The 18,617-nt window shown below is 58.7% G+C and carries 21 protein-coding genes; 5 read left to right on the top strand and 16 right to left on the bottom strand.

Annotated elements, in window-relative coordinates:
• Window positions 1–7: 7 nt before the first annotated feature.
• From tssG to ACA068_RS29025, 14 genes are all read right to left on the bottom strand, one after another.
• Window positions 8–1,015 carry a type VI secretion system baseplate subunit TssG gene (gene tssG / locus ACA068_RS28960; RefSeq protein WP_497306458.1) on the bottom strand — a complete coding sequence of 336 codons (1,008 nt, stop codon included), beginning with the start codon at window positions 1,013–1,015 and terminating at the stop codon, window positions 8–10.
• Window positions 979–2,766 (bottom strand): type VI secretion system baseplate subunit TssF, encoded by a 1,788-nt coding sequence (gene tssF, locus ACA068_RS28965; protein WP_497306460.1) that lies wholly within the window; start codon window positions 2,764–2,766, stop codon window positions 979–981. Before tssF ends, tssG begins: the two co-directional genes overlap by 37 nt.
• Before the next feature lie 24 nt (window positions 2,767–2,790).
• Window positions 2,791–3,258, bottom strand: a complete 468-nt coding sequence (locus ACA068_RS28970) for a hypothetical protein (protein ID WP_497306462.1) — start codon at window positions 3,256–3,258, stop codon at window positions 2,791–2,793.
• Entirely contained in the window at window positions 3,245–3,538 is a 294-nt protein-coding gene (locus ACA068_RS28975; RefSeq protein ID WP_497306464.1) for a hypothetical protein, read from the bottom strand. The genes ACA068_RS28970 and ACA068_RS28975 overlap by 14 nt, the downstream gene beginning before the upstream one ends.
• Complete coding sequence (locus ACA068_RS28980; protein WP_497306466.1) at window positions 3,535–3,840, bottom strand: hypothetical protein; 306 nt, start codon at window positions 3,838–3,840, stop codon at window positions 3,535–3,537. Before ACA068_RS28980 ends, ACA068_RS28975 begins: the two co-directional genes overlap by 4 nt.
• Window positions 3,840–4,592: a hypothetical protein gene (locus ACA068_RS28985; protein WP_497306468.1), complete on the bottom strand. Its 753-nt coding sequence runs from the start codon at window positions 4,590–4,592 to the stop codon at window positions 3,840–3,842. The genes ACA068_RS28980 and ACA068_RS28985 overlap by 1 nt, the downstream gene beginning before the upstream one ends.
• A gap of 5 nt (window positions 4,593–4,597) precedes the next feature.
• Complete coding sequence (locus ACA068_RS28990; protein ID WP_497306470.1) at window positions 4,598–5,104, bottom strand: PAAR domain-containing protein; 507 nt, start codon at window positions 5,102–5,104, stop codon at window positions 4,598–4,600.
• A 10-nt stretch (window positions 5,105–5,114) separates the two neighbouring features.
• Window positions 5,115–5,522 carry a type VI secretion system baseplate subunit TssE gene (gene tssE / locus ACA068_RS28995; RefSeq protein ID WP_008150080.1) on the bottom strand — a complete coding sequence of 136 codons (408 nt, stop codon included), beginning with the start codon at window positions 5,520–5,522 and terminating at the stop codon, window positions 5,115–5,117.
• A 14-nt stretch (window positions 5,523–5,536) separates the two neighbouring features.
• Window positions 5,537–7,012: a type VI secretion system contractile sheath large subunit gene (gene tssC / locus ACA068_RS29000; RefSeq protein WP_109626782.1), complete on the bottom strand. Its 1,476-nt coding sequence runs from the start codon at window positions 7,010–7,012 to the stop codon at window positions 5,537–5,539.
• Window positions 7,013–7,040: 28 nt separating this feature from the next.
• Window positions 7,041–7,544, bottom strand: coding sequence for a type VI secretion system contractile sheath small subunit (gene tssB / locus ACA068_RS29005; protein ID WP_095633651.1), 504 nt, complete (start codon window positions 7,542–7,544; stop codon window positions 7,041–7,043).
• A 32-nt stretch (window positions 7,545–7,576) separates the two neighbouring features.
• Window positions 7,577–9,133, bottom strand: a complete 1,557-nt coding sequence (gene tssA / locus ACA068_RS29010) for a type VI secretion system protein TssA (protein WP_497306473.1) — start codon at window positions 9,131–9,133, stop codon at window positions 7,577–7,579.
• A gap of 652 nt (window positions 9,134–9,785) precedes the next feature.
• Complete coding sequence (locus ACA068_RS29015) at window positions 9,786–10,061, bottom strand: HU family DNA-binding protein (RefSeq protein ID WP_003213368.1); 276 nt, start codon at window positions 10,059–10,061, stop codon at window positions 9,786–9,788.
• A 192-nt stretch (window positions 10,062–10,253) separates the two neighbouring features.
• A complete protein-coding gene (locus ACA068_RS29020) occupies window positions 10,254–11,402 on the bottom strand; it encodes an NAD(P)/FAD-dependent oxidoreductase (protein ID WP_497306475.1) in 1,149 nt (382 codons plus the stop codon).
• 20 nt (window positions 11,403–11,422) lie between these two features.
• Window positions 11,423–11,590 (bottom strand): rubredoxin, encoded by a 168-nt coding sequence (locus tag ACA068_RS29025; protein ID WP_007954349.1) that lies wholly within the window; start codon window positions 11,588–11,590, stop codon window positions 11,423–11,425.
• 202 nt (window positions 11,591–11,792) lie between these two features.
• On the opposite strand from ACA068_RS29025, the gene ACA068_RS29030 reads away from it, so the two are divergent.
• Together ACA068_RS29030 and ubiA are read left to right on the top strand one after the other, a co-directional pair.
• Window positions 11,793–12,356, top strand: coding sequence for a chorismate--pyruvate lyase family protein (locus tag ACA068_RS29030; protein WP_497306476.1), 564 nt, complete (start codon window positions 11,793–11,795; stop codon window positions 12,354–12,356).
• Entirely contained in the window at window positions 12,356–13,246 is an 891-nt protein-coding gene (gene ubiA, locus ACA068_RS29035) for a 4-hydroxybenzoate octaprenyltransferase (RefSeq protein WP_497306478.1), read from the top strand. Before ACA068_RS29030 ends, ubiA begins: the two co-directional genes overlap by 1 nt.
• A gap of 48 nt (window positions 13,247–13,294) precedes the next feature.
• On the opposite strand, the gene ACA068_RS29040 is transcribed toward ubiA, so the two are convergent.
• On the bottom strand, window positions 13,295–13,687 hold the full coding sequence (locus ACA068_RS29040; RefSeq protein WP_497306480.1) for a COG4315 family predicted lipoprotein: 393 nt from the start codon (window positions 13,685–13,687) through the stop codon (window positions 13,295–13,297).
• A gap of 152 nt (window positions 13,688–13,839) precedes the next feature.
• Between ACA068_RS29040 and phoB the strand changes: the two genes are divergently transcribed.
• The 3 genes from phoB (at window position 13,840) to ACA068_RS29055 (ending at window position 17,361) form a co-directional block, all read left to right on the top strand.
• Window positions 13,840–14,529 carry a phosphate regulon transcriptional regulator PhoB gene (gene phoB / locus ACA068_RS29045; protein ID WP_007896474.1) on the top strand — a complete coding sequence of 230 codons (690 nt, stop codon included), beginning with the start codon at window positions 13,840–13,842 and terminating at the stop codon, window positions 14,527–14,529.
• An 81-nt stretch (window positions 14,530–14,610) separates the two neighbouring features.
• The gene (phoR, locus tag ACA068_RS29050) at window positions 14,611–15,897 is read left to right on the top strand and encodes a phosphate regulon sensor histidine kinase PhoR (RefSeq protein WP_497310681.1); all 1,287 of its coding nucleotides are present in this window, start codon (window positions 14,611–14,613) and stop codon (window positions 15,895–15,897) included.
• Between the two features lie 123 nt (window positions 15,898–16,020).
• Entirely contained in the window at window positions 16,021–17,361 is a 1,341-nt protein-coding gene (locus ACA068_RS29055; RefSeq protein ID WP_497306482.1) for a hemolysin family protein, read from the top strand.
• 206 nt (window positions 17,362–17,567) lie between these two features.
• Here the strand turns inward: ACA068_RS29055 and ACA068_RS29060 are convergent, their stop codons facing one another.
• Window positions 17,568–18,464: a peptidoglycan DD-metalloendopeptidase family protein gene (locus ACA068_RS29060; RefSeq protein ID WP_497306484.1), complete on the bottom strand. Its 897-nt coding sequence runs from the start codon at window positions 18,462–18,464 to the stop codon at window positions 17,568–17,570.
• Between the last annotated feature and the right edge of the window lie 153 nt (window positions 18,465–18,617).

Raw genomic sequence — 18,617 nt, forward strand, 5'->3', positions numbered from 1 at the left:
TCTGTCCTTAATGAATTTTGCTGCCCAGGGTTACCACGCCGTCCGCTTTTTCGCGGCCCAGCCAACTGGTCCATCCCAGGCGACAGGCGTTTTGCTCACCGATGCGCAGTTCGCGGATTTCTTCCTGGCGCAGCACCAGGCGAATGTCGTAATCAAGCGGGTCACGCAGGGTGAACCGCACCAGCGCGCACAGCGGCTGGTAGCCGAAACCGATCGGCAGGAATTCGTGGAAGCGTTGCCAGTCGAGTTCGCGGATGTGGATGCGGAACTTGCCGCTGCGGTCGCGCACGTGTTCGCCCAGCACCAGGTCTTCGCCGAGCAGGCTGTTGGCGCGGCCCAAACGATTGCGCTGCTCGTCGAGAATCTCCACGCGACGCTCGATGCACTGTTCGATGGTCAGTTCGGCGTGCTTGAAGTAGTAACGCAGCACCGCTTCGATCAGCGCCGCCGAGTGCGCCCGCAAGCTGAGCAAACCGAGGTACGGCAGCAGGCGTTTCCAGTTGAGTTCCTGGGCCCGGCGGATCTCTTCGCCACCGAGGCCGATCAGCGCAAACAGCTGGGAAGAAAACGGATCGAGCGCGCCACTCTCGAAACTGGCGCGGTAGCGGTATTTGCGCCAGATCGGCAGCATCAGCCGTTGCAGGCGATGGTGAAACAGGTCGAGGAAGTTGCGGGTCGGGTTGCCGTCTTCGCTGTCGCCCAGGGCCTGTTCACCGTAGAACGCCGGCAGCGGCGAACCGGAGCCGACCAGGCCGATCAGGTTGAAACGCAGGCGCGCGCGCATCTGCCCGTGCTCGTGGAAAAATTCCACGCGATCGACGTCACTGCCAGGGAAACCCAGGCTCGGGTTGGCCTGGAATTCCAGCTGGTCGTACAGATCGTCCTGGCTCAGGTGCGGGTGGGCCTCGCGCAGCCGGTCAACCACCAGCAGCACGGCCTGAAACAGCGAGTACTCGCGTATTCCTCGGGTCAGCCCGCTTAAAGCAGCGGCTGAAGGCCCATACGTGGTGTCCATTGGTACACCTCTCCCTGTGTGCTTTTTACCCGCAGCTCGTGGTACGAATTGAGACTGGCGTAAAGCGCGAAAAACTCGTTAAGAACCGAGGCGAAAACGAACAGGTCGCCCTCGCCGATATACCCTTCCGGGTCGATGGTCAGCTCGGTGCGCAACCCACGAACCGGCAACCCTCGGTGCAATCGGTCGACGTGTTGGTGCTTGATCGACTTGAGCCCGCCCAGCAGGCGCTTGCTGACTTTTTCAGCGTGTTGGTCGTAGTAGCGCGGCAGGTCGTAGGTTTCCAGAATCACCTTCAACGCATTGACGTCGGCCAGCGACAGGTAGTTGAGCGACATATTGCTGATCAGCTTCCAGAGGAAGTCGCGATTCAGCGGCGGCGCGTAACTCGGTGTGGCTGGGGTGATGTTGCGGAAACTCAGGAACTCCGGCGTTTCTTCGCAGGCCTGGCTGATGTCGCCGAGCTTGAGCTTGCGCGGCAGGTTCTGGTTGGTGCACATCAGCTCGATCGACAGGGTTTCGTGGGCTTCGGTGTGGCGGATGCCGAAGCTCAGGTAGGTGTCGAGGCCGTCGTGCAACAGCGACGAACGCTGGCGAATGCTGTAATGCGGACGGCTGTTGGGCACGTCGAAACTCGGGTCGTGCTCGAACGATTCGAACGGCACGTATTCCTGATAGCCGAGGCCGCCGGGCTTCCAGCCGGTGACGGTTTCCACCGAGAACACGCCGCAGTTTTGCAGGTCGAATTCGGCGGGCAGCAGCAGGTATTCGTCTTGCTTGCCGTCGAGGCGGATCGGCAAGGCGTCGTGCTTGAACAGGTTCACGATCGGCGTGCAGTAGAGCTTCACGTTGTCCAGCGTCGGGCGCATCCGCATGATGCCGCTCTTGCGAATGTCGAAGCGCAATTCGAGGCCGCGCATTTGCTTGAGCGTGTCTTCCGGCAGGGCTTTCAGCAGGTCCAGACCGTTGATATCGACGAACAGGAACTTGTCCTGGAAGGCGAAGTATTCCTGCAAGTAGCGGTAACCACGGAAGGTGTTCAGCGGATACGGAATCAACGCTTCTTCTTCAGCGAAACCTACCGGCTGCACGCGGTCGCCGGGCATCTTGAACGCCATCGGCATGCCGTTGACGCCATTGATGGGTTTGCCGGCGCCGTCCAGCGGGATCAGCTCGATGCCTTCCAGATTGCGCAGCAGGCTGAGGTACAGCATTTGGCTGATGTAGCGCTCGCCGGCGAAGTGCAGACGCAGGCGGCTCAGCTCCAGCTCGCCCAAGTGACCGTCTGCGCTCATCTCCAGACGCAGACTCAACAGCGAACCGTCGCCCTTCACCGAGTAATTCAGCGCGGCCAGGTCCAGCGGCAAGACCTCGGTCGGGTAGCAGGTGCGGAAGCGGCAACGCACGTCATCGATCGGCACGCTCTCGACCGGCGTGTCGCGCTCGACCATCAACGCAGGCCCCGAACGCTTCAACGGATCGAACTGCAAAATGCTGAACGCCGGCAGCGGCCGCATGTAGTTGGGCCACAGCAGGTGCATCAGGGAATGGCTGAGTTCTGGCAGTTCGTCATCAAGCTTCTGGCGCAGGCGGCCGGTCAGGAATGCAAAACCTTCCAGCAACCGCTCCACGTCCGGATCCCGCCCGGCCTGGCCAAGGAAAGGCGCCAATGCCGGGCTACGCTCGGCGAATCGACGACCTAACTGGCGAAGTGCGGTGAGTTCGCTTTGGTAGTAGTGGTTAAAGGACACGGGGTACCTTCCTGGTGGTGGATCTCATGAAAAAAACGTCCTGTAGAGCGCGACCGTCAGACCGGAAACCACGTAACCGGCGATGAGCAGGTACGGCAAAAAAGCCAGCCAGCCAAGCATCATCGGGAACCCGGCGACGCTCCCCAAAAACACATGGGCCAATCCATAAATCACCCATGGGGCGGCGTAAAAAGGGATGAACGTCAACGGTGCGCGCCACACACTTCTCAAAATTTGCTGTTCGGTTTTCCCGTTCATTACTCGCGTTGCCCACAGAGCAAAGGCGATGTAGGCCGGGATTCCGAATGAGAGAACGTAGATCAACAGCATTTGTTGCAAGTCCAGAACCGCCGCGTATTCGTTGCCCTGCTCAACCAGTGTCAAAGTCAACATCACCAAGAGCGGAGACCAGAGTGCTGCCCTGAAAAAATTTTGATGAGGGCAGCCTTCACTGTTCCGAATGCCCTGCGCCGAATCGTTAGTAAATTTCACTGAACACCCAGTGATTGAAACTATAAAGAGCAACAACACCTACAGCGGTGACGACCAAGGGATGAAACCCACCTTGTAAGCGCTTCGACCTAAAAACAACTACCACGGCCTTTACAAAATAATAAATAGCACATGCCATCAGCGGAATATAAAGCACGGCACAAAAAACAAACAAACTGCCGTAAACATCGGCACCAGTCACTGACCATTCAGTTTTTGGGTCAGTGAATGACATCAGCAGCAAAATCGCAGAGGCAAAAAAATAAAAATAGCTAATCACGACATTGGCCCACCTGAAAAAAACATAGGAAGCACAAAGAGCGCCAACAAGCTGATTATCCAAAGCACCAATAAATAGTAGTTACTAGGCATTCTGCAGACCGCCCACCCTTTCACCACCCCATAACCAATAGCGAACTGCAACAGCAAGAACGAGATAATCGCCAACGGAACGGATAGCAAATAGCTATAAGGTTCAGCAAACCCAAACCGGACAACCGCATAAATTTCCGACAATGCAAACGGTACGATCATAGCGATTGAGATGATGATCAATGCTCTGACTTTTTTTGCACTGCTCATCAACGCAAGCCCTGCCCGTAGAGTGAGTTTGCCAATTCCAGCCGGCGCTTCTCACCTGAAGGCCCGTCAATACCGTAGTAAAAATGCCCTACACCTTCCTTACGCTCGCTGGACTCGGTCATCTGCGAGCCGAGCAATGGAGCATGTTCAGCCAAGTCGAAAAATGACATACCCGCATGGATCGGGTCGCCATGTTCCTTCAGATCAAGAACAACCACATGTTTTATAAACGACTGTTGTTTAACCTCTCCAAGCATTTCTTCAGAAATGGGAGAGCCTATCAACACAAGATAATCAACTGCCTGCCCTTTATCTGCGTAATAAAGAGCTGATTGGGCGGCCACCAGCGATCCGAAGGAATAACCAATAAGATTAAATTGCCCTCCGACTGGAATAGATCGACTGATCCCTAACGACTTCAAGCTCCAGTCCGCCTCTACACTATACGGCCCAGTGTCCGACATGCCGTTAATCTTCTTAAGCCTATAACGGTGCTTATTGACCCCAGCAACGGCATCAGCATATTGACCTTCAGTATTACGGCCTACTACTGCACCACTAATACCGGCCATGCGCAGTGACTTGATCTGATCATCGATATATCCACCGGTCATCCCAGCACCACCGAGATAAACCGTCAGACCTTCTTCCACCACGATATTTTTCGGTGTCCTATCCGCAGTAGCAGTACTGCTGATCGTAGCAACCTTTTTAAATATCCCGGTTGATGTTTGTAATACGTCAGTCGTCATTTGTATCAATCCTCTGACGCAACGTAGATGTCGATTTTTTCCGCACTACTGTGCCGCGCTACTCGATGAGTCAGGCCTGTATCACTGGTAACGCCTTCCTCTTGAAGACCATTTTCTCGGGTCAAGAGATATCGACGGTTTGCCATAGGCGCTCCGCTCTTGTCAGTCAGGACAAACTGCTCATCAAATCCAGGAAAAATCAAAGGCAACGGCGGCACAAACGGCACCGGCGAATGCGAATTCCCGATAATCACCGTCCCGGACCCGGCCGTAACCTTGTTGCCATGGGTCCCAACAGAGTCCACCGTCGCCGCCGGTTTGCCGTTAATCAAAACCGTCGTCGCCAACCCGCCCGACATCGCACCACCACACGCCGAGGCATCGCCTTGGCGGGCGGCCGCGAGGCCGTCGAAGAAAACGTCGCCGGAACCGGCGGCGATCGGGTTGGTGCCGTGGCCGGGGAGCGGGCAAGCGGTGGGGTCGGATACGCGGGCTGCGGGTTTGCCGGACATACGAATCTCCTTAGTTGACCTTGACTTGACCGCTGCCATCCAGGCGCGCGGCGAAACTGACCTGACGCTTGAAACCATCAACTTCCAGCAGGCCTTCGATGCTGAAGGACAGGCGAAGCTGATCGTGATCACGCGGCAGGGAAATGACACGCACATTGCTCAGGCGTGGCTCGTAGGCTTCGATGAAATTTTCGATGGCCAGACGGGCCTGACTCAGGGAGTCGTGCAGGCTCAGACGCATGTCATTGAGATCGGGTAGCCCGTAATCGGACAGCGTTTGCACGCTGCCCGCACGGGTGCTGAGCATCTTGGCCAGATGGGCAGCCACGGACGCCATGGCGGAGACCTCGCGGCTCCAGCCGACGCGTTTGTCCGCGTCGCCACCCAGGCGTTCGAAAAGGCTGCCGTATCCAGTCATGAGTTAGGCTCCGCTTACTCTTTGTCCAGCTTGCCAACCAGCGACAGGGTGAAATCTGCACCCATGTACTTGAAGTGCGGGCGCACGTTCAGGCTGACGCGGTACCAGCCAGGCTCGCCTTCGACATCGCTGACGATGATCTGGGCAGCGCGCAGTGGACGGCGGCCACGGACTTCGGCGCTTGGGTTTTCCTGGTCGGCCACGTACTGGCGGATCCACTTGTTCAGTTCCAGTTCGAGGTCGGTACGTTCTTTCCACGAACCGAGTTGCTCGCGCTGCAGCACTTTCAAGTAGTGAGCCAGGCGGTTGACGATCATCATGTATGGCAGTTGGGTGCCGAGCTTGTAGTTCAGCTCTGCGGCCTTGCCTTCTGCGCTGATGCCGAAGAACTTCGGCTTCTGCACCGAACTCGCGGAGAAGAACGCCGCGTTGTCGGAGCCTTTGCGCATGGTCAGGGAGATGAAGCCTTCCTCGGCCAGTTCGTATTCACGACGGTCGCTAACCAGAACCTCGGTAGGAATCTTGGTTTCGATTTCGCCCATGCTTTCGAAGTGGTGCAACGGCAGGTCTTCAACCGCGCCACCGCTCTGCGGGCCGATGATGTTCGGGCACCAGCGGAATTTGGCGAAACTGTCAGTCAGCTTGGTGCCGAACGCGTAGGCGGTGTTGCCCCACAAGTAGTGCTCGTGGCTGTTGGCGACGGTTTCTTTGTACACGAACGATTTGACCGGGTTTTCTTCCGGGTCGTACGGGTTACGCAGCAGGAAACGCGGCACGGTCAAGCCAACGTAACGGGAGTCTTCCGACTGGCGGAAGCTCTGCCATTTGGCGAATTGCGGGCCTTCGAAGTGATCTTTCAGATCCTTCAGGTCCGGCAGGCCGGTGAAGCTTTCCAGGCCGAAGAATTTCGGGCCGGCAGCCGCAATGAACGGCGCGTGCGACATGCAGGCAACGCTGGACACGTACTGCATCAGTTTCACGTCCGGCGAGCTTGGGGACATGAAGTAGTTGGCGATGATCGCGCCCACAGGCTGACCACCGAACTGACCGTATTCAGCGGTGTAGATGTGCTTGTACAGACCCGATTGCATCACTTCCGGCGAATCGTCGAAATCGTCCAGAAGGTCTTCTTTGGAGACGTTGAGGATTTCGATCTTGATGTTTTCACGGAAGTTCGTGCGATCGACCAGCAACTGCAGGCCACGCCACGACGATTCCAGGGACTGGAAGTCAGGGTGGTGCAGGATTTCGTCCATCTGGCGGCTGAGCTTGGCATCGATCTCGGCGATCATGCGGTCAACCATGGCTTTCTTGACCGGCTCACCGTTGTTCTGCGGCTTGAGCAGCTCTTCGATGAAGGCCGACACACCGCGCTTGGCGATGTCGTAGGCTTCGTCATCCGGTGTCAGGCGGGTTTCGGCGATGATGCTGTCGAGAATGCTGTATTCGCCGTTCTCTTTGCTCTTTTGCTGTGCTGCGCTAGTGCTCATTGTGTTGGCTTCCTTGGCTGATAGAGACTCAGGCGTCCTGGGCTGCGGCGTTCAAGCCCAGCTCACCCAGTACGCGACCGCGGGATTCGTCGTCGGCGAGAACGCCTTCGATGGCTTTGCGGAACGCAGGCGCGTTACCCAGTGGGCCTTTGAGTGCCACCAGCGCGTCGCGCAGTTCCATCAGTTTTTTCAGCTCAGGCACTTGCTCGACCAGCGAGGCCGGGTTGAAGTCCTTCATCGAGTTGACGCGCAGTTTCACGGCCAGTTCTTCAGTGTCACCTTCTTCCTGAAGACGGTTCGGCACGCTCAGTGTCAGGTTCAGCTCTTGCTTGGCCAGCACTTCGTCAAACGTCATCTTGTCGATGCTGATCGGCTTGCGATCTTCGACTTTGCGTTCGTCCTTGCGGTGGGTGTAGTCACCGATTGCCAGTAGTTTCAACGGCAGTTCGATCTCTTCCTGTGCACCACCGGTGGCAGGTTTGAAAGTGACGTTGATGCGTTCCTTGGGGGCTACCGAGCCTTCTTTGGCCATGGCTATTCTCCTTGCGGTTGTGGCCCTGGGGCCTATTCGAGTACCACTTCGAGATCGAGGTGGCACAGCCTGCGATAAATCTCTTCCTTGCGTTCACGTACGGCATGGTTCTGCGGCAACAACTCGCAGCAGCTATGCAGTAAATGCAGCACTTCCAGCGCAAGATCGGGCTCCCAGGCGTTCAGGCCTGAGTCCTGTAATGTTTGGTCGAGTGTTTCGAGTTGGGTCTTGGCCAGTTCGTATTTCTTGGCCATGAAGCACAGCCGCGCGAGGGCGAACTGCCAGAAAAACCGGACGCGTCCGCCCTGGGCGCTTTGCAGCCCCTGCTTGAGGATCTGCACAGCGGCCTTGAGGCCGTCCTTGCGCAGGATCGGCAGGACTTCTTCGAGGGCCACTTCCCAGGCTGGCTGGGTGTCGGCGACTTCGACCTTGCGCGGCGCACTGGCGCTTTGCAGGTGCGGCATGACGCTGGCGCTGATCCAGGCGCGGGTGGACGGATCGGCAAACGGCGCGCCGTCGTGGAAACGCAATTCGACGATGCCGGGCAGGCGCTGAATCAAAAGCGCGAAGTGGATTTCCACTTCGCGCATTGCCATCTCGGCGTTCAGGCCCTGGAGGCACTCCCAGACCATTCGCTGGCCATCGAACCAGAACGGCGCCTTCGCCAGGCTCGCCTCCAGTTCCACCAGCAGGTCGGCGTATTTGGCTTGATCGTAGCGGTCCTGATAGGCCTTGAGCTTGTCGGCGGGCAAGCCGCGCAGCACGGTGATTTGCTCGGCATTTCGCTCAGGTACCGCGTCGATGGGCAGCCACAGCAGCGTGCGATTGAGGCGCAAGGCGCGCAGGTCGGTGGCTTTCTGCTTGAGCCACCAGGCACACAACGGACGGGCGCTTTCCTGCTGGGCGCGCAGGGCCTTGTGGGCTTCTTTTTCGTTGTCGATCGGTGCGCCGGGGGTGAACAACTGCGTGGCGGCTTGCTTGACCTGGGCCACCGCAGCGCCCACCACGCCGGGTTCCGGCTGGTTGTCGGCGGCGCGTTGCACCATGTTTTTCAGTCGGCGGGAGATCGGCAGCAGCAGCGGCGCGTCGTCGCCCAAGTGCTCGGTGCAAGCGGCATCGAGGCCTTCAAGGTGCTCGACCAGCCGCCGGAACATCGGCAACTGCTCTTTGATCGCAACGTTTTCGGTCAGCACCTGCTCGAGACGCGGCACCAGCCAACTGATCGCAGCGGAGCGGGTACGGGCCTTGCTCGGGTGAACTTCGGCCCAGTGGTTCTCGCACAAGTGGTGCAGCAAACCGAGGCCGGCCAGCAGGCCTTGGAACGATTCGCGCTGGTACAAGGCCCACGTCAGCCAGGCGCCGACCCGCAAATCCTTGGATTGGGTACGCAGCAGGTTTTCGCTGTTTTCACGGATTTTCAGCCAGTCGATCTGACCGCTTTCGTGCATGGACGAGGCTTTCGCCAGCTCGCTTTCCAGTGCCTCATATTCGCTCGAAAAACGAACGTCCTCGCCCGCGAAATTCTCTTTGGAAACAGAGGCTTTTGCGAGTTCGAGGTAATGAGCGGAAAGTTTGCTTGAGTAGGACATCCATGGCCTTTAATTAGGATTACAGTCATACGCCCATTGGAGTTCCAATGACGCAGGGACAGAATCAAAGAGCTGCGATGAGTCTCATCCAATTGAGTTCGTGCTCTTTCAAGTGCGCGCATCGTACTCACGATGATGGCCACTAGCAAGCATCTGATTAAACAACAAGACGAAGTGCTGTTTATTACGTGTAGGAGATTTCCCTATATGTGTAAGGGGATTCCCTGATATCAATTTAATATTCACCTCATCATTGGACAGCGCCGAAAGCATTGAGGCAGAGCTGTCGCCGCCACCTTCATCAAACCGGGGACGGCACCTCCATGGCAGCAGGGTTGAAGCATGCCAACAATAAAAGCGAATGAATGTAGGAACTGTCCGAAAGATTGCGGTCATCTGTGAATGGAACGAAGGGCGACAACGGAGAATTAAGAAAGTGCCATCTCCGTGATGGCACTTTATATAAAGCGGTCATTTTAAGGGCGGGGGCGCGAACATTTGGATAAGGGCAGTTCTTTTCCAGAATGTATTAATCAGTCCACGCAACACATATACAAAACAAAAAACCGCGCATAAAAAATGGGCACCCGGTTCAATCGGTGTGCCCATTTTTCTATACGGTTCTCCCCGTTATTCAGGGAGTTCGCCGCAATTATGGATTAACGCTGTCTTTCAACGATTTGCCTGGCTTGAACGCAACAGTGTTGCTGGCCTTGATTTTGACGGGCTCACCGGTTTGCGGGTTTTTGCCGGTGCGGGCACCGCGATGGCGTTGCAGGAAGGTACCGAAGCCCACCAGCGTGACGCTGTCTTTGCGGTGCAGAGCGCCGGTGATTTCTTCGAGAACGGCGTTGAGAACGCGGTTGGCCTGCTCTTTGGTGAGATCTGCTTTTTCAGCGATTGCAGCGGCGAGTTCTGGTTTACGCATTAGTGAAGCCCCTTTGACGGTTTTTTGTTGTTATGTCCGTGCTGTTCTCGTTGGAACAGCGCCCAAAGCGCCGCAGGTGCTCTACTCTGCGGCAGACGGGAGTGAGGATGGCACGCAGCGAAGAGCCGCGCCAGTCTCGGCGCGACCTTTGTAGGGGCAAAAGAGGGGTGATTCCGACAGAACGACCGGTATTTACGCCAGCAGTGCCGGAAGCTCTTTGTTCAGGGCCAGTTTTTCCATCACCGCCGCGCCTGTCAGGGCATAACCGAGCAGTTTTCCGCTGGCATCGCGGCATAAAGCTTTGACGTCCGCACCCTGCCCTTCGACCGTCCAGACGCCCTCCACACCCCGTGGCGGCGGTGAAACCACCAACGGGCAGACTGGGGTTTTCACCGTGATCGGCATCGGACCATAACTCACCGCCGTCGGGTTTCCGGCGAGGGTCTGAGCCAGCGCTCTCGCACAGCTCATGAGGGGCATGACGTACAAAAGATTCAGCCCATCGACCTCGGCGCAGTCGCCCAGGGCGTAGATATTGGCGTGGGAGGTTTTCAGGTGGCGATCGACCACCACGCCGCGATTGACCTGCACACCGGCCGCCGCCGCCAGATCGATGCGGGGACGCAGGCCAATGGCCGAGACCACCACGTCGCAAGCAATCACCTGACCATCGGACAGATGCGCTTCCACGCCGTCTGCCACGCGCTGCAAGCGGTTGAGCACCGGCCCAAGGTGGAAACGCGCGCCCAGGCTTTCCAGCCCGGCCTGCACCGCAGCGGCTGCCGCCGGGTGAAGCAGGGTCGGCATGACTTGCTCGCAGGGTGCAACCAGTTGCACCTCGTAGCCGCCGAGGATCAGGTCATTGGCGAACTCACAACCGATCAGGCCGGCACCGAGCAGCAACACCCGGTGCTTGCCCGCCGCTGCCGCGCGAAAACGGGCGTAATCTTCCAGGTCGTTGATTGGGAACACCACGTCAGCCGCGTCGCCTTCGATTGGCACCCGCACGGTTTCTGCGCCCCAGGCCAGGATCAGGTCTCGATAGATGACCGATTCCTCACCGATCCACAGGCGTTTGTGGCCCGGATCGATGCCGCTTATGCGCGTGTGGGTGCGCACTTCGGCCTTCAATTGCTCGGCCATGGCGCCCGGCTCGGCCATGCTCAGACCGTCGGCGTCTTTGTTCTTGCCAAAACCGGTGGAGAGCATCGGTTTGGAGTAGGAGCGTCCGTCATCGGCGGTAATCAGCAGCAGCGGTGTTTCGCCATCGAGTTTGCGAAACTCCCGGGCCAGGTTGTAGCCAGCCAGCCCGGTGCCGACGATCACGACAGGTGCGTTCATTCCTTACTCCTCTCAATGTCTTAGTTGATTTCGATCATTTCGAAATCCATCTTGCCCACGCCGCAGTCCGGGCACAGCCAGTCTTCCGGTACGTCTTGCCACAGCGTGCCCGGCGCAATGCCATCGTCCGGCCAGCCGTCGGCTTCGTTATAGATCAGGCCGCAGACCACACATTGCCACTTTTTCATTCAGGTACTTCCTCAGGATTCAGGCTTATTGCCGGCGCGAACGGTCGATGGTTGGAGCGCTGCCGTCCGGCTCAGGGGCGTTTTGTACTGATCGGGCCCGGCAGATGCAAGCGTGTTCGGCGCAACGGCGGCCCGGATCAATCAAAATCGCTGGCTGACATGGTAAGCTCACCGCCTCATTTGCTGCCAATAATGACTCACTGTGCCGCACTCAAAATCCCCCTCCGCAACCCCGCTGTGGCTCCCTCAAAGCCAACTGACGCCCCTCCCCGACACGTCTACTCTCGACTGGCTGTTCGACGAAGGCTCCCTGACCCGACGCCTGATCCGCTTGTCGAATGACGGTTTCAGCGTCACGCCGCTGTTTGAAGGCTGGCAACCGCTGCGCGCCGACGAATGTGCTGCGCTGGAGTTGGAGGAAGGCAGTGAAGGTTGGGTGCGCGAGGTGTATCTGCGCAGTCACGGTGAAGCCTGGGTGTTTGCCCGCAGCGTCGCGGCCCGCAGCGCCTTGCAGGGCGACGGTTTGCACATGGACGAACTGGGTAGCCGCTCATTGGGTGAGTTGCTGTTTTGCGATCAGGCGTTCCAGCGTCGCGCCATCGAGGTTTGTCACTATCCTCAGAAATGGCTGCCATTGGCTTCCCGGGCCCCCGGACTGTGGGGCCGTCGCTCGCGTTTCGACCGTGGCGCCCTGAGCGTGCTGGTGGCCGAGATCTTCTTGCCGTCCTTGTGGCTCGCCACCCGCGCCCACCCGGAGAACTGCTGATGTACCAGAGCCTGCTCAAGTCCCTGAACCGCTTGAACCCTCGGGCCTGGGATTTCATTCAGCTGACGCGCATGGACAAGCCGATCGGCATTTATCTGCTGCTGTGGCCGACGCTGTGGGCGCTGTGGATTGCCGGCAAAGGTTCGCCGTCCTTGGCCAACATTGTGATTTTTGTGCTTGGCGTGGTGCTGACCCGCGCCGGCGGCTGCGTGATCAACGACTGGGCGGACCGCAAGGTCGACGGCCACGTGAAACGTACCGAACAGCGCCCTTTGGTCAGCGGCAAGATCAGCTCCAAAGAAGCCCTGGTGTTCTTCGCCTTGCTGATGGGCGTGAGTTTCCTGCTGGTGCTGTGCACCAATGCGGCCACGGTCTGGTTGTCGTTCGGCGGTTTGGCACTGGCCCTCAGTTACCCGTTCATGAAGCGCTACACCTATTACCCGCAAGTGGTGTTGGGTGCGGCGTTCTCCTGGGGCATGCCGATGGCGTTCACCGCCGAAACCGGTGAACTGCCAGCGGCGGCGTGGTTGCTGTGGATTGCCAACCTGCTGTGGACCGTGGGCTACGACACTTACTATGCGATGACCGACCGCGACGACGACCTGAAGATCGGCGTGAAATCCACCGCCATTTTGTTTGGCGACGCAGACCGGGCGATCATCCTGACCTTGCAAGGGTTGGCGCTGGGTTGCCTGTTGCTGGCGGGATCGAAGTTCGAGCTCGGTGGCTGGTTCCACCTCGGGCTACTGGCGGCGGCGGGCTGTTTTGCGTGGGAGTTCTGGTACACCCGCGGCAAGGACCGGATGCGTTGCTTCAAGGCGTTTTTGCACAACCACTGGGCCGGGTTGGCGATTTTTGTGGGGATTGTGCTGGATTACGGGTTGCGCTGAATCAAACCTGCTCCCGGCACGGGGGCAGGTTTGTGGTTCTGGACTCGCTTACTTTTTTGGTCCGGAATTGGTGATGACGTGCCAGACATCTTTCATGCCGTCACCTTTCATTTCTCCAGGCTTTTCGTCCTTCACAAAGGTGTACAGCGGCATGCCGTCGTAAGCGTATTGCATCATGCCGTCATCACGCTTAATGACACTCCATTTGCCCTCGGCCTTGGCACCCGCCGGAGCCATCATTGGCGGCCAGTTTTTGGCACACTCATCGTTACACATTGACTTGCCGCCAGCATCCTTGTCGTACATGTACACCGTCATGCCCTTTTGATCGACCATCACATCGCCTTTCATCATTGCAGGCTCAGCCGCGAAGGCCATTGATGGTAAAGCCATGACCGCCGTCAGCATCAACGCTTTGAAGGATTGCGAGTATTGCTTCATGGAAACCTTCCTTTTGTGGTTGTCAGGATTCGGACTTAGAGCTTAGTTCAGGATCATGACTATCGCCGGCCTGCTAAATTGTTGTCACACGACTGCAATAATTCCGTTATCTAATGCGGCACAAGACAGTTAAATGACAAGAGGATTAAGGCATGGTTGGCAGGAGCATTCTGATCGTCGACGACGAAGCGCCCATTCGCGAAATGATCGCCGTTGCGTTGGAAATGGCCGGCTATGACTGCCTGGAGGCTGAGAACTCGCAGCAGGCCCACGCCATTATTGTCGACCGCAAGCCTGACCTGATCCTGCTCGACTGGATGCTGCCCGGCACGTCCGGCATCGAGCTGGCCAGACGCCTCAAGCGCGATGAGCTGACCGGGGACATCCCGATCATCATGCTCACCGCCAAGGGCGAAGAGGACAACAAGATCCAGGGCCTGGAAGTTGGCGCTGACGATTACATCACCAAGCCGTTTTCCCCCCGTGAGCTGGTGGCGCGCCTCAAAGCCGTGCTGCGCCGTGCCGGCCCTACCGACGGCGAGGCACCGATCGAAGTCGGCGGCCTGCTGCTCGACCCGATCAGCCACCGCGTGACCATCGACGGCAAACCCGCCGAGATGGGCCCGACCGAATACCGTCTGCTGCAGTTTTTCATGACTCACCAGGAACGGGCCTACACCCGTGGCCAGTTGCTGGATCAAGTCTGGGGCGGCAACGTGTATGTCGAAGAGCGCACCGTCGACGTGCACATCCGCCGTCTGCGCAAAGCCCTCGGTGATGCCTATGAAAATCTGGTACAAACCGTGCGGGGCACCGGTTACCGCTTTTCGACCAAAGCCTGACCCGGAACTTTCCCGCCCGACAAGCTGACAAGGACGCGTGTTCAATTGAACCAAAACTGGCATGGCACCCTGATCCGCCACATGCTGTTGCTGGTGACCGGGTGTCTGGTGATCGGCCTGATTACCGGTTTCTACGGCTGGAGCCTCGCCGCGGGCCTGGGCCTTTACCTGGCCTGGACCCTCAAGCAGTTGCTGCGTCTGCACGAATGGCTGCGGCTGCACAAACCCGACGAAGCGCCGCCTGATGGCTATGGCTTGTGGGGCGAAGTGTTCGACAGCATCTACCACCTGCAACGTCGCGACCAACGTGTGCGTGGGCGCCTGCAAGCGGTGATCGATCGGGTTCAGGAATCCACTGCCGCGCTGAAAGACGCCGTCATCATGCTCGACAGCGATGGCAACCTGGAATGGTGGAACCGCGCCGCCGAAACCCTGCTCGGCCTCAAGACGCCGCAAGACAGCGGTCAGCCGGTCTCCAACCTGGTGCGCCATCCACGCTTCAAGGAATACTTCGAGCAGGACAGCTACGCCGAGCCGCTGGAAATCCCGTCACCGATCAATGATCGGCTGCGCATTCAGCTGTACATCACCCGCTACGGCAACAACGAACACTTGATGCTGGTTCGCGACGTGACGCGTATCCATCAACTGGAACAGATGCGCAAAGACTTCATCGCCAATGTCTCCCACGAATTGCGCACACCGCTGACGGTCATCTGCGGCTATCTGGAAACCCTGCTCGACAACGTCGAGGACGTGAACCCGCGCTGGTCCCGTGCCTTGCAGCAGATGCAGCAGCAAGGCGGGCGCATGCAGACCTTGCTCAACGACTTGCTGCTGCTGGCCAAACTGGAAGCCACCGATTACCCCTCGGACAATCAGCCCGTGGCCATCGACGGCTTGCTGCAATCGATCACCAGTGACGCTCAGCAGTTGTCCGGCCAGAAAAACCAACGCATCACCCTGGAAGCCGATCCGACGATTCTGCTCAAGGGCAGCGAGGCCGAATTGCGCAGCGCGTTTTCCAATCTGGTGTTCAACGCGGTGAAATACACCCCGGCCGAAGGCAATATCCGCATTCGCTGGTGGGGCGATGAGCAAGGCGCACACCTGAGTGTGCAGGACTCCGGCATCGGCATCGACAGCAAACACTTGCCGCGCCTGACCGAACGCTTCTACCGCGTCGATTCCAGTCGTAACTCCAACACCGGCGGCACGGGGCTCGGGCTGGCGATCGTCAAACACGTGCTGCTGCGCCACCGCGCGCGGATGGAAATCAGCAGTGTGCCGGGCCACGGCAGCACCTTTACCTGCCATTTCGCGCCCGCCCAAGTGACGAAAACGCGCGTCATCAGCACCGCCGACTGATACCGGCCAGCACTCGCCACTAGGCAATCGCCCGGTCAGCCGCTACATTGGCTGACTTGTGCCTGCCCTTCAGGCACCGCATTGACCCCCTATTCGAATACACGGAACCCGCAAAACTCCATCATGGACCCTTCCCCTGGCTTGACCCTCGCGACACTCTTCGCCGATTTCGGCATGATTCTTTTTGCTCTGATCCTGGTTTTGCTCAACGGTTTTTTCGTTGCGGCGGAATTCGCCATGGTCAAGTTGCGCTCGACCCGGGTCGAGGCCATCGCTGAAAAAAACGGCTGGCGCGGACACATCCTGCGCACCGTTCACAGTCAGCTCGATGCGTACCTCTCGGCGTGCCAATTGGGTATCACCCTCGCCTCCCTCGGCCTCGGCTGGGTCGGTGAACCGGCGTTCGCGCACATTCTCGAACCTTTGCTTGAAGCTGTTGGCGTGCAGTCGCCCGAAGTGATCAAAGGCGTATCGTTCTTCGCTGCATTCTTCGTCATCTCGTACCTGCACATCGTGGTCGGTGAACTGGCGCCGAAATCCTGGGCCATCCGCAAACCCGAGCTGCTGTCGCTGTGGACCGCGGTGCCGCTGTACCTGTTCTACTGGGCCATGTACCCGGCGATCTACCTGCTAAACGCCAGCGCCAACACGATCCTGCGGATCGCCGGCCAGGGTGAACCCGGCCCGCATCACGAGCACCACTACAGCCGTGAAGAACTGAAACTGATCCTGCACTCCAGCCGTGGCCAGGACCCGAGCGACCAAGGCATGCGCGTTTTGGCCTCGGCGGTGGAAATGGGCGAGCTGGAAGTGGTCGACTGGGCCAACTCTCGGGAAGACCTGGTGACGCTGGAGTTCAACGCGCCGCTCAAGGAAATCCTGGCGATGTTCCGTCGCCACAAGTTCAGCCGTTATCCGGTCTACGACAGTGATAGCCAGGAGTTCGTCGGCCTGCTGCACATCAAGGACTTGCTGCTGGAACTGGCGGCCCTGGACCACATTCCCGAGTCATTCAACCTCGCCGAACTGACCCGGCCGCTGGAGCGGGTTTCGCGCCATATGCCGCTGTCGCAGTTGCTGGAACAGTTCCGCAAGGGTGGCTCGCACTTCGCCCTGGTCGAAGAAGCCGATGGCAACATCATCGGCTACCTGACCATGGAAGACGTGCTTGAGGTGCTGGTCGGCGACATTCAGGACGAACACCGCAAGGCTGAGCGCGGCATCCTCGCCTACCAGCCGGGCAAACTGCTGGTACGGGGTGATACGCCGCTGTTCAAGGTCGAACGCCTGCTGGGCATCGATCTGGACCACATCGAAGCCGAGACCCTCGCCGGGCTGATCTACGAAACCCTGAAGCGGGTGCCGGAAGAGGAAGAAGTGCTGGAAGTCGAAGGCTTGCGAATCATCATCAAGAAGATGAAAGGGCCGAAGATTATCCTGGCCAAGGTGTTGATGCTGGATTAAGCGCAGTACCGGCGACGAGTGGCTGTTGTGGCGAGGGAGCTTGTCGGACCGCCGCACGTCCCGCTCGGCTGCGAAGCGGCCCCAATCCTGCAACCGCGATCCTCTAGGCACATTAGATTCACCGGCCTGCGACTGCTGCGCAGCCGAGCGGGACGGTGCGGCGGTCCGACAAGCTCCCTCGCCACACTAAGTCCGCGTCACCTTCATCACTGCTTGCCCAGCGCAAAGTTGGGCAACGCCCCCACCGGCTGATTGAACTGATACGGAATCGACACCAGCCCCAACCCCGTATTGCGCTGCACCACGAAATGCAAATGCGGCCCGCTGCTGTTGCCGGTGTTGCCCGACAGGGCCAGTGCGCTGCCCACCGCTATACGTTGCCCCTCGCGAACACTGACCGAACCTTGTTTGAGGTGCAGGTACACACCCATCGTCCCGTCATCGTGCAGCACCCGCACAAAATTGCCCGACGGATCGGTACCGCGCCCGGTCTGGGCATTTTCGGTTTTCACCACCACCCCGCCACGCGCCGCAATGATCGGCGTGCCTTCGGGCATGGCAATGTCCATGGCGTAACGGTTCTTGGCGCCGAAATGGCTGTACTGGCCGTTGTTGCCCTGACTCAAGCGAAACGGCCCGCCACGCCAGGGCAGCGGATACCGATAGGCCATGACAGCCCCTGAAGGGTCGCCCAGGGAATATTCGAACCTTGGGGTGTACGCCAACGGCCTTCCGGTCTTCGTCGCCGTGAGCAGCGCCAGACGGATGTTGCTGCGGGCCGGCATCACCCGGCGGATCGGTCGGCTCGGCGCGCCGCTGACATTGCTCAGTCCGGCAAAACTCAGTTCGATCTCGACCGGCGCATACAGGTCGTTGCGCACGTAGACGCTGTCCACGCCCTTCTGCTTCTTGATCTCCAGGTACACCTGACGCTCAAGGTGCTCGACCATGCGATCACGAAAAACGAACACCTGAGAGCCTTTCGTGGGGCGGTCGCTGTAGGAGACCACGCCATTGGCGTCGGTGGACTTGTAGATCGTCATGGCCACAGCCGAGGTGGAGGCCATGAAAAGACCACAGAAAAACAGCAGGCGCGCGAGCATGGGCAAGAGTCTGTCGAGTAAGGCCTGGGAAGGAGCCTAGCAGCTGCAATGGACCCGGGTAGTCGGCAGATGTTTCAAAATGGGCAGCAAAGGGGATGTGCGGTGAATTTGATGGCCCCTTCGCGGGCAAGCCTCGCTTCTACAGGTCGGTGT

The sequence above is a fragment of the Pseudomonas sp. LBUM1660 genome, from assembly GCF_059695935.1.